Annotated in this window: 8 protein-coding genes and 1 pseudogene; 6 read left to right on the forward strand and 3 right to left on the reverse strand. The window is 48.8% G+C overall.

Going from position 1 to position 14616, the window contains the following annotated elements:
- Positions 1-191 precede the first annotated feature (191 nt).
- From GKG41_RS03670 to GKG41_RS03680, 3 genes and pseudogenes are all read left to right on the forward strand, one after another.
- Positions 192-962, forward strand: a pseudogene (locus GKG41_RS03670) (class I SAM-dependent methyltransferase); the annotation flags it as partial.
- Between the two features lie 13 nt (positions 963-975).
- The gene (gene hslO, locus GKG41_RS03675; protein ID WP_226902970.1) at positions 976-1854 is read left to right on the forward strand and encodes an Hsp33 family molecular chaperone HslO; all 879 of its coding nucleotides are present in this window, start codon (positions 976-978) and stop codon (positions 1852-1854) included.
- Positions 1855-1877: 23 nt separating this feature from the next.
- Complete coding sequence (locus GKG41_RS03680; protein WP_154257173.1) at positions 1878-3788, forward strand: NAD(+) synthase; 1911 nt, start codon at positions 1878-1880, stop codon at positions 3786-3788.
- 92 nt (positions 3789-3880) lie between these two features.
- On the opposite strand, the gene GKG41_RS03685 is transcribed toward GKG41_RS03680, so the two are convergent.
- Positions 3881-4318 carry a hypothetical protein gene (locus tag GKG41_RS03685; RefSeq protein WP_072849295.1) on the reverse strand — a complete coding sequence of 146 codons (438 nt, stop codon included), beginning with the start codon at positions 4316-4318 and terminating at the stop codon, positions 3881-3883.
- 125 nt (positions 4319-4443) lie between these two features.
- On the opposite strand from GKG41_RS03685, the gene addB reads away from it, so the two are divergent.
- The 3 genes from addB to GKG41_RS03700 all read left to right on the forward strand — a co-directional run bounded on the left by addB (position 4444) and on the right by GKG41_RS03700 (position 13025).
- Complete coding sequence (addB, locus tag GKG41_RS03690) at positions 4444-7854, forward strand: helicase-exonuclease AddAB subunit AddB (RefSeq protein WP_154257175.1); 3411 nt, start codon at positions 4444-4446, stop codon at positions 7852-7854.
- A gap of 2 nt (positions 7855-7856) precedes the next feature.
- The gene (gene addA, locus GKG41_RS03695) at positions 7857-11501 is read left to right on the forward strand and encodes a helicase-exonuclease AddAB subunit AddA (protein WP_154257177.1); all 3645 of its coding nucleotides are present in this window, start codon (positions 7857-7859) and stop codon (positions 11499-11501) included.
- 123 nt (positions 11502-11624) lie between these two features.
- On the forward strand, positions 11625-13025 hold the full coding sequence (locus tag GKG41_RS03700) for a sodium:alanine symporter family protein (RefSeq protein WP_173015490.1): 1401 nt from the start codon (positions 11625-11627) through the stop codon (positions 13023-13025).
- Here GKG41_RS03700 and GKG41_RS03705 read toward each other — a convergent pair.
- Positions 13022-14074, reverse strand: a complete 1053-nt coding sequence (locus GKG41_RS03705; RefSeq protein WP_154257178.1) for a PilT/PilU family type 4a pilus ATPase — start codon at positions 14072-14074, stop codon at positions 13022-13024. The two genes, GKG41_RS03700 and GKG41_RS03705, sit on opposite strands and share 4 nt — an antisense overlap.
- 22 nt (positions 14075-14096) lie before the next feature.
- Positions 14097-14594 carry a hypothetical protein gene (locus GKG41_RS03710; protein ID WP_154257180.1) on the reverse strand — a complete coding sequence of 166 codons (498 nt, stop codon included), beginning with the start codon at positions 14592-14594 and terminating at the stop codon, positions 14097-14099.
- Positions 14595-14616 lie beyond the last annotated feature (22 nt).

Consider the following 14616-nt stretch of genomic DNA (forward strand, 5'->3'; position numbering starts at 1 on the left):
AGAAACGCAGTAGCAAGCAGATCCACACAGTACCCCTGGCCCCAAGACCTCCTCCCTTGACCGTCCGTCTGCGACACTCCGCTCGCCGACTATTTCACCTCGAGCTTCATATACACAAAACTATAATTTTCTTGCACTTACCACAAAAACTTGATACTATGTTATGAGAAAAATACGATAAAAAAGAGGCGAATCTAATGTCCGCATACCAAAGTTTTGCAAGGGTGTATGATATGTTCATGGATAATATCCCCTATGAAGAATGGGGAGAGTATGTGAGCAGTCTGTTAAAGGAATATGGAATTGAAGACGGTCTGGTGCTGGAGCTGGGATGTGGGACGGGGAGTCTTACTCAGGTGCTGGCGGGGATGGGATATGATATGATTGGCGTGGACAACTCTGCGGACATGCTGGAGATTGCCCAGGAGAAGAAGCTGGAGAGCGGACTGGATATTTTGTATCTCCTGCAGGATATGCGGGAGTTTGAGCTGTATGGAACGGTAAGGGCGGCAGTGAGTATCTGCGACTCTATGAACTATATTTTAGAGGAAGAGGAACTGCTGGAGGTGTTCCGGCTGGTGAATAATTATCTGGATCCCGGGGGAATCTTTATCTTTGATATGAATACCCGGTATAAGTATGAAGAAATTTTGGGAGAGAATACGATTGCAGAGAACCGGGAAGAGGGGAGTTTTATCTGGGATAATTATTATCACCGGGAGGAAGAGATCAATGAGTATGATCTTACCCTGTTTATTCCCGAGGGAAGGGAATCCCTTTTGTATAGAAAATATCAGGAGACACATTATCAGAAGGCCTACGCTGTGGGACGGGTGAGAGAATTGCTGGAAGAGGCTGGGCTTCAGTTTGTCAGTGTGTATGAAGCATTTACCAGAGAGGAACCGGACAGTGGGAGTGAGAGAGTTTACTTTTTAGCCCGGGAAGTGGAAAAATCAGTATAAGGAGATAAAAAAAGTGAGAGATTATATTGTAAGAGCGACAGCAGCCGGCAATCAGATCCGGGCATTTGCCGCCACAACGAGAGACTTGGTGGAGGCAGGGAGAGCGGCTCATAATACGAGCCCGGTAGCCACAGCGGCCCTGGGAAGGCTGCTGACCGCAGGGGCTATGATGGGAGTTATGATGAAGGGGGACAAAGATCTGCTGACGCTGCAGATAAAAGCCGGAGGTCCCCTGAACGGAATTACGGTAACAGCAGACAGTAAAGGAAATGTAAAAGGATACGTAGGGAATCCCAATGTACTGCTGCCGGCCAACAAGAATGGGAAGCTGGATGTGGCTGGCGCAGTGGGTGTGGGGCTTTTGAATGTAATTAAGGATCTGGGGCTGAAAGAACCATATTCCGGCCAGACGATTCTCCAGACCAGTGAAATTGCTGAGGATCTTACCTATTATTTTGCTACCAGCGAGCAGGTGCCCTCTTCCGTAGGCCTTGGGGTTCTTATGGAAAAGGATAATACCGTAAAGCAGGCCGGGGGCTTTATCATTCAGCTGATGCCTTTTGCAGAGGAGGCAGTGATAAGCAAGCTGGAAAAAAATCTGTCCCGTGTAACTTCAGTGACTGGAATGCTGGAAAAGGGCTATACACCGGAAGCGATTCTGGAGACCTTGCTGGAGGGAATGGAGATTGAATACAATGACAGGATCAGCACTCGTTTTTACTGCAACTGCTGCAAGGAAAGAGTGGCTAAAGCACTTATCAGCGTAGGAAGGAAGGATTTGAAAGAGATGATAGATGAGGGAAAAGAAGTGGAGCTAAACTGTCATTTCTGCAACAGGAATTATATCTTTGATGTCCAGGAACTGAAAGAACTATATACACTGAGCAAATAATTTGCAGAAAGCGGGGAATAGAGATGAATCAGGGTTTTATCAAAGCCGCAGCAGGAACCCCCAGTATAAAGGTGGCGGACTGCTGCTACAACGAGAAGGAGATTGCAAAAACAATACGTGAGATGGCGGACCACGGAGCTAAGTTAATGGTTTTGCCGGAGCTGTGTCTCACCGCTTATACTTGTCAGGACTTGTTCTGGCAGGATGTGCTAATCAGGGAGGCAGAGGAACAGCTCCTGAAACTGGCGGAAGATGTAAGGGACATAGACGGATTGATTTTTGTGGGAACACCTTTTGCTTGTAAGGGAAAACTGTATAATACAGCTGCTGTTATTTCCGGCGGAGAAGTTATAGGTATTGTGCCGAAGATAAATCTCCCCAACTACTGTGAATTTTATGAGGCCCGTCATTTTATACCGGGTAACAAAGAAATAGAATGGATATCCTTCGGCGGTAAAGAAATTCCTTTTGGAACAAATCAGCTGTTTGTCTGTGAGACTATGCCGGAACTGGTAGTGGCAGCGGAGATTTGTGAAGATCTCTGGGTACCCAACCCTCCCAGCATCCGTCATGTGCTGGCGGGAGCAAACGTAATCGTGAATCTTTCGGCCAGCGATGAGGTAATAGGGAAAGATGCCTACCGGAAGGGGCTGGTAAAAGGACAGTCTGCCAATTTGGTGTGCGGATACATCTACGCCACAGCAGGCGAGGGGGAATCCACCCAGGATCTGGTATTTGGGGGAGGGAACCTTATAGGTGAAAACGGTGTACTTCTGGCAGAGGGAACACGGTTTAAGAATGAGATTGTATACGGCGATCTGGATATTCAGAGACTGCAGAGTGAGAGAAGGAAAATGAGTACCTTCCCCGGAGCAGATGAGACGGGATACTGCAGGGTGCTATTTAGCCTTGAAGTGCAGGAGACTGCTCTGGAGAGGACCTTTGATCCCGCTCCTTTTGTACCTTCGGATAAGGGTGACAGGGACAGGCGCTGCGAAGAGATTCTTACGATTCAGGCTATGGGGCTGAAAAAGAGACTGATGCATACCAACTGTACCCATGCGGTGCTGGGAATCTCCGGGGGGTTGGATTCTACCCTTGCTCTTTTGGTGACTGCAAGAGCTTTCGATCTTCTTGGGATACCCAGGAGGAATATTCTCGCTGTTACCATGCCCTGTTTCGGAACCACAGACAGAACATATACCAATGCCTGCAGGATGACAAAGTGTCTGGGAGCATCCTTAAAAGAGGTGGATATAAAGGCTTCCGTAACCCAGCACTTTAAGGATATCGGACACGATATGGAGGCACATGATGTAACCTTTGAAAATGCGCAGGCAAGGGAAAGAACGCAGGTGCTGATGGATCTTGCAAACCAATGCCAGGGAATGGTGATAGGCACCGGTGATCTGTCGGAGCTGGCCCTGGGATGGGCGACGTACAATGGGGATCATATGTCCATGTACGGTGTGAACAGCTCCATACCAAAGACTCTGGTGCGCCATCTGGTGCGCTACTACGCGGACAACTGCGGGGAAGCTGAGCTGGCAGCTACTCTGCGGGATGTGCTGGACACACCTGTCAGCCCGGAACTTCTGCCGCCCAAGGACGGTGTGATATCACAGAAGACAGAGGATCTGGTAGGACCCTATGAACTGCATGACTTCTTCCTCTACTATATGCTGCGGGCAGATTTTCCGCCGTCTAAAATCTTAAGAATTGCCAAGCTTTCATTTAAAGGCGTTTATGACGACGATACGATAGTAAAATGGCTGAAGACCTTTTACCGGAGATTTTTCTCCCAGCAGTTTAAACGCTCCTGCCTGCCGGACGGCCCTAAGGTAGGAAGTGTTGCGGTATCTCCCAGAGGAGACCTCAGAATGCCCAGTGATGCATGTGCGGATGTGTGGATGAAGGAATTGGAAAACGAATAGAAAGACCTCTGCTTTGGCGTGCGCCGGGCCGGGGACATGGAAACACAAGAAGAAAGAGTCTGACCTGTCAGACTCTTTCTTCGCATACAGGGTTACTTTATCTCTGCTTTGTCCAGGGCTGAATTAATGGCATCCAAGAGCAGCATGGAAGTATATTTATTGTCCTCTGAATACGTAATGCCTTCCGTTGACTGGGTGGTATATATCTGACTGGCAAGATCCTCCAGGGTTGGCTCCATGAGCGGATACATTGCTGTGGTTGTCTCGCTGAGATTGACCAGAGAAATGGCATTGATGTGATCCGCATCTACAGTTACTTCCACATCAAACGTATTATCATTTAAGGTGACGGAAGTATTGTAAACGCCTGCATGGAAGCGCGGATTGGAGACATTGGCAGCTTCATCATTCTTTTTAGAACCGAACATTATGAACATCAGAACAGCCAGAACAATGGCGAGAACAACAAAGATACCGGTATAAATAACTTCTTTCATATGTAGTACTACAATTTTGGTTTTTGAACTCATGGCAATACCCCTCCTGATTTCCTTTTTATAACTTATTATGGGAATGGGGAAAATATGCAAAAACCGGGCAGGATTGTGCTATAATATTTAAAATATTGAACATACAGGAAAGGAAAGGTAATAGGATGCCGTTACAGTTTGTATTTGGAAATTCAGGTTCCGGGAAATCCTGGACCCTTTATCATAAAATAATAGAAGAATCGATGGAGCATCCCCAGAGGCAGTATCTGATTCTTGTACCGGAACAGTTTACCATGCAGACCCAGAAGGACCTGGTTGCTATGCATCCCAGAGGCGGGATCATGAATATTGATGTGGTAAGCTTTGAGCGCCTTGCCTTCCGGGTTATGGAAGAGGTAGGGGAAGATATGGGACAGGTGCTGGAGGAAACAGGGAAAAGCCTGGTACTTCGGAAAGTAGCACAGAAGAAAAAGAAAGAACTGAAGGTATTAAAGGAGCAGATAAAAAAGCCCGGATACATTGCCCAGCTGAAATCAACCGTTTCGGAGTTTACCCAGTATCATGTGGGACCGGAGGATATGGAGCGTATGCTGCGGGCGGTGGAAGAAAAACCCCAGCTTTACTATAAGCTAAGGGATATCCAGATTTTATACCAGGGATTTATGGATTATCTCAGGGGAACATATATCACGGCAGAGCAGGTGCTGGAGATGCTCAGCCGAGTTATCTGGAAGTGGCAGCGGCTTGAGGACTGTGTGGTTGTTCTGGATGGATTCACCGGATTTACACCTGTGCAGTACCGTCTTCTGGAAGAAATCTTCCCCAGGGCTGGAAAGGTATATGCAGTCATTACTCTGGACGAGAAGGAGGACCCATACAGTCCGGGGAGTCCCCATAAGCTATTTTTTATGAGTAAGCAGACCGTTCACCGGCTTCTTCAGATTGCCCGGCGAACCAGAACAGAGGTGGAGAAGGAAATCTGTATTCGCCGGGGAGGAAAGGGAAGATTCGTACACAGTCCAGCTCTTGCCTATCTGGAGCAGAATATTTTTCGCTATGGCAGCAGGCCGTATCCGGGTAAACAGGAGGAGATCGAGATTCGAATCTGCAAAACCCCGCAGTCAGAGATGGAAATGGCAGCCGATGAGATCCGAAGGCTGGTAAGAGAAGAGGGATACCGCTACCGGGATTTTGCTGTGGTGACGGGAGATATGGAGGGATACGCCAGTTATGCGGCCTGGGCATTTGAGGATGCAGGGATTCCCTGTTTTTTGGATCAGAAGCACTCGGTCCTAATGAATCCTTTTATTGAGTTTATCCGGGCGGCAGTGGAGATTGCCGCGGAAAATTACAGCTATGACAGTGTATTCCGTTTTCTTCGCTGCGGCCTTACGGAGCTGATTCCGGAAGAGGTGGATCTTCTGGAGAATTATGTGATTGCCCTTGGCATCCGGGGAACAAAGAGATGGGAGGAGGAATGGATCCGCAGGTATCGGGGGCAGGAAGAGGGAGAGACCGTCCAAATGGAGAGGATCCGCAGCTTTCTCATGGCGTCGCTGCATCCTTTTATCAGTACACTGAAGAAGAAGGGGCTGACTGTTCGGGAGGGAGTGACTGCCCTCTATCAGTTTATTGTGGGGTTCAGGCTCCAGGAAAAGCTTAAGCATCAGGAGGAGCTCTTTAGAAGCTCCGGGGAATATGCCATGGTAAAGGAATACAGCCAGATCTATGAGATTATTATGGAGCTTCTGGATAAGATGGCAGATGTTCTGGGGGAGGAAAGGGTTACGGTGAAGGAATTCCAGGAACTTCTGGAGGCGGGGCTGCAGGAGGCGAAAGTGGGGGTGATCCCGCCCAGCGCAGATCAGGTCCTGGTGGGGGATATTGAGAGGACAAGACTGAAGGACGTTCGTATTCTTTTTTTTGCAGGGGTTAATGATGGAGTAATTCCCAAGAAAGAAAGCGGAGGCGGCCTTTTGTCGGATATCGACAGGGAGTATCTGAGAGGCTCCAGGGTAGAACTGGCGCCCACACAGAAGGAGAATCATGACAACCAGCGCTTTTATCTGTACCTTAACATGACTAAGCCAAGGGACAGACTGATTCTTTCATATTCCAGAACCAATGGAAAAGGGGAGTCATCCAATCCTGCTTATCTCATCCGCAGTATCCAGCATATTTTTCCGGAGCTGACCCTTCGGGATATGGAGGAAGAGACCGGGTGCCTGGAGAACCCGGTAAGAGGGCTGGAGTATCTTGGCAAAGGGTTTCGGGAAGCATTTGACCGGGAACCCAGGGGCGACTGGAAGGAACTCTGGAGCTGGTATCTGCGGTCGCCCAATTACAGAGACACCGCTAAAAAACTGGCAGAGGCAGCCTTTTATACGAATCCTCACGATCATATCAGTCTGAGCGCAGCAAGGGCACTGTATGGCACCACACTGGAAAACAGTCCTACCAGGCTGGAACGCTTTGCTGCCTGCGCCTTTGCCCATTTCCTGGAACATGGACTGGGACTCAGGGAAAGAATCCAGTACCAGTTTAATGCCATGGATATGGGGAATGTTCTCCACACCGCCCTGGAGCTTTTTGCAAGAAAGCTGGGACTTTTAGGGATCAGCTGGCGGGAACTGGGGGAGGAAAAGCGTCTGACCCTGGTAGAGGAAAGTGTGGAAGAAATCATAAACGATTACGGGAATACAGTGCTTCACAGCAGCGCCAGAAACGAATACATGATCGCCAGGGTAAAGCGGATGATGAACCGTACCGTCTGGGCGCTGCAGAAACAGGTAGAGCGGGGAGATTTTGTTCCCAGGCGGTTTGAGGTATCCTTTTCCATGGCTGATTCCCTGAAAAGTGTGAACATCGCTTTGTCAGAGGAAGAGGAAATGAAGCTAAAGGGTAGAATCGACCGTCTGGATACCTACGAGGACGGGAATCATGTCTATGTAAAAGTTATTGATTACAAATCCGGAAATACCAGCTTTGACCTGGTGGCGCTCTATCACGGCCTGCAGCTTCAGCTGGTGCTGTACCTGAATGCGGCTGTGGAGATAGAGCAGCAGGAGCACCCGGGAAAGGAAGTGAAGCCGGCGGGAATATTTTATTATAATATAAAGGATCCGGTAGTGGACAAGGTCCCCGGGGAGTCTTTGGAGGACCTGAATGAGAGAATTTTAAAGAATCTGAGGGTAAACGGGTTAGTGACAGGGGAAAAGGAAATCCTGGAGAGAATGGACCAGGGATTCTCCGGCCCTCCCCCCTATATCTCTTCCGTGGTCCCTGCGGCGTTTAATAAGGACGGAAGTCTTTCAAGAACCTCTGCGGCAGTGAATGACTACCAGTTTGGTATTCTCAGGGAATATGTGGATAAAAAAATCAGGGATATCGGAACCGATATTCTAAAAGGCAATGTTAAAGTGTCCCCTTATCAGCTGGGACAGAAGAATCCATGTACCTACTGCCCTTATCATGGAGTATGCGGCTTTGACGAGAAGATACCCGGTTATTCTTTCCGCCGTCTGGGGACCTTGCCGTCCGAGGAATTATGGGAAAAAATGAAGGAGGAAATGTAGATATGGGAGTTCAGTGGACAAAAGAGCAGCGGCAGGTAATAGAACTTCGAAATCGCAATATTCTGGTAAGCGCAGCTGCCGGATCAGGGAAAACAGCCGTACTGGTAGAGCGAATTATTTCTATGATTACGGATCCGCTGCATCCCATAGACATCGATAGGCTGCTGATTGTAACATTTACAAAGGCAGCAGCCCAGGAGATGAGAGAACGGATCGGGGCGGCAATTGAGGGATGCCTGGAGGACGAACCTGGGAATGAACACCTTCAGAGGCAGACATCCCTGATTCACAGTGCCCAGATAATGACAATAGACAGTTTCTGCTCTTATGTAGTCCGCAATTATTTTCATCTGACGGATCTGGATCCCGGATACCGTATGGGAGAAGAGGGTGAGATGAAGCTTTTAAAGGCTGATGTTGCCGCAGAAGTTCTGGAAGAGGCTTACGCCGGGAAGGAGGAGGACTTTTTAGAGTTTATAGAGTCCTATTCCACAGGAAAAACGGACGAAGGTATTGAGGAAATGATACTGAAGCTTTACGAATTTTCCATGAGCTATCCATGGCCGGGAGAGTGGCTTCAGGCCTGCCGGCAGGCATACCGGGCAGAGAATATCGAAGAACTGGAAAGCTCTCCGTTTATGAAGATTCTGGCCTGTGACACCAGACATGTGCTGGAGGAGGGGAAGGAGATTCTCAGGCAGGCAGTCCGGATTGCCGGGGGGGAGGATGGTCCCTATATGTATCTGGAAGCACTGGAATCGGACCTCAGACAGGTAGAGGCTTTGCTGGCGGCAGAGACTTACCGGAAGCGGTGGGAGGGATTCAGCAAACTGAAGTTTCAGCGCCTTTCCTCAAAAAAGGACAAAACGGTATCCGACAATTCCAGAGAGTTGGTGAAGGAGCTGAGGAATCAGGCAAAGGAAAGTCTAAAAGAACTTGGGGAGCAGTATTACTTTTCTGAACCGGAGGAAGTGATTCAGAATATCCGTCAGGCCGCTGTGCCGGTACAGGTACTCATAGACCTTACGCTTAGATTTCAGGCCGCATTTGCCGCAAAAAAGAGAGAAAAGAACATCCTGGATTTTTCAGATTTGGAACATTTTGCCCTTGACATTCTAGTGGAACACCGGACGGAGGGGGATGTGCCAAGCGGGGCAGCCGGAGAACTGGCGGACCGGTACGAGGAGATTCTGATAGACGAATACCAGGACAGCAACTATGTCCAGGAAAAGCTTCTGACCAGTGTGTCCAGGCTGGCCCAGGGAAGGTATAATCTTTTTATGGTCGGGGATGTAAAACAGAGTATCTACCGCTTTCGTCTGGCACGGCCGGAACTGTTTATGGAAAAGTTCCACAGATATACACTTGAGGACAGTGAATGCCAGAGGATTGACCTGCACAAGAATTTCAGAAGCAGAAAGGAAGTGCTTTCAGGTGTTAACTTTATCTTCCGCCAGATTATGGGGGAAGAACTGGGAGGGGTGGAATATAATGATGAGGCGGCCCTGTATCCCGGCGCATCTTTTCCGGAAAAAACAGATGGGGAGGAGTTTCTCTCCCCAGAGGTTCTGCTGGTAGAAAAGGACGATAAAGAGTGGAGAGAGATGGAGTCTGAGGAGAACGACAGAGAGCTGGAAGCCAGAGCTGTGGCCTCTAGGATTCTTGAGATTGTGGGCAGGGAACAGGTCCTGGACAAAAAAACAGGGACCTACCGGCCGGCCAGATACGGAGACTGTGTCATTCTTCTGAGAACGATATCCGGGTGGGCCGATGTATTCGGAAGAATTCTGAATGGAAAAGGGATTCCTGTGAATGTCACCTCCAGGACCGGCTATTTTTCAGCACTGGAAGTTGTCACTGTGTTAAACTACCTGCATATCTGTGACAATCCCAGGCAGGACATCCCGCTGGCGGGAGTGCTGACATCTCCTTTGGGCGGGTTCTCCTCAGAGGAGATGGCAGTTATGAAAGGGGCCTGCAGGGAATTGTCTCTGTATGACAGTCTGGCAGCCTGGGAAGAGGGGGCTGTAGGGAAGTTAGAAGAGGGAAAAGAATTGACGGAGTTGGAAGAAAAGATACACCATTTTTTCAGCCTCTATGAACGCCTTCGGGAAAAAGTCCCCTATACGCCTATCCATCAGCTGATTAAAGACATTCTCCGGGAGACTGGCTATATGGAGTATGCCAGGGCTTTGCCGGAAGGAGAGATTCGGGGGGCAAATCTGCAGATGCTTATGGAAAAGGCCATGGATTTTGAGAAGACCAGTTACCGGGGGCTTTTTAACTTTATCCGCTACATTGAATATCTGCAGAAATATTCCGTGGATTTCGGGGAGGCTAATGTAAGCTCGGAGAATGAAGATACGGTACGTATTATGAGCATTCATAAAAGCAAGGGACTGGAATTTCCCATTGTTTTTGTGGGAGGGATGGGAAAGCGGTTTAACCAGCAGGATGCCAGAAGCAAGCTTGTCCTGCATCCGGATCTGGGGATTGGCGCTGACTGCATGGATCACCGTCTGAGGACCAAGTGTCCCACACTGAACAAAAAGATCATTCAGCGCCAGACGGTCCTGGAGAATCTGGGTGAGGAGCTGAGGGTTCTGTATGTAGCGCTGACCCGGGCCAAAGAGAAATTGATTCTTACAGGTACGATAGATCATCTGGAGAAAAAAAAGGCTTCCTGGCAGATGCTGGGGAGCCGGGAGGAGGAGCTTCTGCCCTATGGAGTCCTGTCAAAGGCAGGATGCTACTGGGACTGGATCCTCCCCGCACTGTTCAGACACAGGGGAAAGGAAGAAGAATCCCTGTTTCAGATAAAGTGTATCTCTCCCCTTGCGCTTGTGGAGGAGGAGGCTGTGGAGCAGGGGATGCGCATGGTACAAAGAGAGCGTTTTCTGCACTGGGATACGAAGATCGTATATGACAGAGATGCTGCTCGTGATATAGAGGAAAGGTTTGCCTTCACGTATCCCTATGAGCATCTGCGGGATGTCCCGGTTAAGGTGACCGTGTCAGAAGTGAAAAGCGGGCGTCTTGGGAGAGAAGACTCCTTTGAGCTGCTGGAGGAGTCCCCCATTATTCCCTATGTACCTGATTTTATGAAAGAAGAGCAGGGAGAACTCTCCGGTGCGGCAAGGGGGACGGCCTATCACCGGCTCCTGGAGTGGCTGGATTATGAAAAAGCAGAAAGCCCGGAGGCAGTGGAAGCCCAGATTATGGCTCTTACCAGTCAGGGGAAACTGACGGAGGAGATGGCCCGATGCATCAGTGTAAAACAGATATGGGAGTTTTGCTGTTCCCCTTTGGGAAAAAGAATGAAGGAGGCAGCAAGGGCCGGGGAGCTATACCGGGAACAGCAATTTATGATGAGTGTACCTGCTGCCAGCCTGAATGAGCGCTGGGCCGCTGACGAGACGGTGGTGGTTCAGGGGATCATAGACGGATTCTTTCGGGAAGAGGACGGCATTGTACTGGTTGATTACAAGACAGACTGGGTTCCTGAAAGGGAGGAAGGCTTTCTCAAAGAGAAATATGGGGCGCAGCTGGATGTGTATGCAGAGGCGTTGGAACGGCTTATCGGAGGGAAAATGAAAGAAAAAATTATCTATTCTTTTTATCTGGGAAAAGGAATACTGGTAAAATAATAAAAAATATGTTAAAATATTATAAATTATATCTGAAGTGCAGCGTCAAAGGGGACGACATCTGGTTTGGTGTCCGTCCCCTTTTGCCTGTACTGCTCAGATATAGAAAAAGGAGGGAATAGGATGAGTTTTTCAGATGTGTTGTCAAAGGTAAATGATTTTGTATGGGGGCCTGTAATGCTGGTCCTTTTAGTGGGGACCGGACTGTTTCTTACCATACGTCTGAAGTTTTTGCCCTGGAGGAATCTGGGATTCGCCCTGCGGTCCGTTTTCTCAAGGCCTGACAGAAGCAAGGACGAAAGCGAGGGTGATATTACGCCCTTTCAGTCCCTGATGACGGCCCTTGCGGCAACCATTGGCACAGGAAATATTGTGGGCGTTGCCACTGCTATGGTTCTCGGCGGTCCCGGTGCTATTGTGTGGATGTGGATCAGTGCTTTGTTTGGTTTGTCAACGAAATATGCGGAGAGTGTCCTGGCCGTGAAATACAGAGAGGTGAACGACGCGGGGGAGATGGCAGGCGGGCCTATGTACGCTATGAAAAATGGATTTAAGAGGAAATGGATTGGCACTCCTCTGGCAACCCTTTTTGCAGTATTTGCAGTTCTTGCCTCTTTTGGAATTGGAAATATGACACAGGCCAACTCTATTGCGGGAGCTCTGCATAGTACTTTCGGCGTCCCAAAGATGATAACAGGGGCCATAATCACAGTGCTGGCCATTATCATTCTGCTTGGGGGCATCAAGAGCATAGGAAGGGTATGTGAAAAGATTGTACCTTTTATGGCGGTTCTATATTTTGTCTCCGGAATTGTTGTAATTATCATAAACATAAAAAATCTGCCCTCCGGAGCAGCAGAAATCTTTTCCATGGCATTTTCTGTGAAAGCAGTGGCAGGAGGCGTGGGAGGAAGCGTTGTGGCAAGTATGCTTCAGGCTATGAGATGGGGCGTTGCAAGAGGGGTATTCTCGAACGAAGCCGGCCTTGGATCTGCGCCAATCGCGGCTGCCGCTGCCAAAACGGATCATCCCTCCCGTCAGGGATATATCAATATGACGGGTACGTTTTTTGACACCCTGGTGGTCTGTTCTGTAACCGGTCTGGTAATTGCCTCTTCCGGAGTACTGGGACAGATGAACGAGGCTACCGGAGAACTTCTCACGGGTGCGGATCTCACCATTGCTGCCTTTCGCACAGCTCTTGGCAGTGCCGGAGGCTGGCTGGTTTCCATTGGCATTATGCTGTTTGCGTTCTCTACGATTCTGGGATGGGAATATTATGGGGAAAAGTCACTGGAATTTCTCGTCCGCTCCACAAAGGCCAATAAGGTATACCGCCTGTTTTTCTCTCTGATTGCCTTTGTGGGGGCGACGACTACACTTCAGATTGTCTGGGATTTTTCGGACACAATGAATGGACTCATGGCCATCCCGAATCTAATCTGTCTGCTGGTACTCAGCAATGTTGTGGCAAAAGAATGCTTTGAATTTCAGAAAAATGAAGTGAAGAAGGACAGATTCTAAAGCTTGCGTTTCAGCATCTCCGCATTTGAGGCGTGACTGAGAGCGGTGTCTTTGGAGATTATCCCATCTTTGTAAAGCCTCAGCAGATTTGCATCTGTAGAGATCATATCCTCTGTGGTGGAGGAATAGATAAGTCCCTCAATCTGTGGCACCTTGTTATCACGAATCATATTACGGATGGCAGGTGTCACTTTCATTATCTCAAATACAGGTACCAGCCTGCCGTCTGTGGCAGGCACCAGCTGCTGAGTCACTACTGCCTGCAGGCACATAGAAAGCTGTACGGCAATCTGCCGTTGCTGGTTAGAGGGAAACACATCGATAATTCGGTCGATGGTATTGGCAGCGCCTATGGTATGCAGCGTTGAAATGATAAGATGGCCTGTTTCCGCGGCAGTCATGGCCACGTTGATGGTCTCATAATCTCTCATTTCCCCCAGCAGAATCACATCAGGACTCTGGCGCAGGGTGGCTCTGAGGGCTGTGACATAGCTTTCCGTATCTGTATTAATCTCTCTTTGGCTTACAATGCTTTTTTTATGGCTGTGAAGAAATTCCAGAGGGTCCTCAAGGGTCATAATATGACGTGCCAATGAATTGTTAATGGCGTCAACAATGCAGGCCAGAGTCGTTGACTTGCCGCTTCCGGCAGGGCCTGTGATGAGCACAAGGCCTTTGGAGAGCTGGCCCAGGCGTATAATGTTGGCAGGGATTCCCAGATCCGTGGGGTTTGGAAGCTGGAAGGTAATAATCCTTACAACAGCAGCCAGGGAACCTCTCTGTTTATATGTGCTCACACGGAAACGTGACATTCCTTTGATAGAAAAGGAAAAGTCGTCATCCCCGCTTTCCATAAACGGTCGGATCTCCCGGTTATCTGCTAATTTATAGATACTTCTGATGATTTCTTTGGTATCAGGGGGGAGCAGCCTCTGCTCCTCATGCACCAGGACCCCGTTGATTCTGTAAGAGAGGGGGAGGCCGGCGATGATAAAGATGTCAGAAGCTCCTTTCTGTGTGGCGTTTCCTAATAATTCTAATACATCCATAGAGTTATCCTTTCTGATTCAATTATTCCCCTTCCGGATCCAGAAGATTCAGAGAATCATCAGGTTTCCAGTCTTTCACAGAAACTTCCTTCCAGCTGATAATTCTGCAGAGGGGATCCTGCAGCTGTCTGGGGAAGACAACTTCCAGATCGCACTCTAAAATAAAATCCTCATTGACCGGGATTTGGTAAGAGATGACAGGTGCCCGGGAGGGATCCGGGAATTTTGCCCGGACTCCTTCCATATCCTTAAGTGCTTCATAGGCATCCTGGTAGTATTCGGCGGGAGTATCGGCAGGAATTTCTGTAAGGGCAGTCTGTATCTCTGCCAGAAGCTCCTCTCCTCTATTGCAGGCAGTGTAATAGTCAGATGTTCTGTCTGCAATTTTTTCGGCATAAGTAAGGCTTGCCCTGGAACTTGCCAGTGACAGCATAGCGAAGGTTACCAGACATAGTATTATAAAGATGACGAGTATGGAAGAGGTTCCCATAGTAACAACAGGTTGTTTCTTTTTCTCCATGACATGTCCTTTCTGCAGACGG

Origin of the sequence: Lactonifactor sp. BIOML-A5 (assembly GCF_009677585.1) — a bacterium.
In the GTDB taxonomy this organism is placed as follows: domain Bacteria; phylum Bacillota; class Clostridia; order Lachnospirales; family Lachnospiraceae; genus Lactonifactor.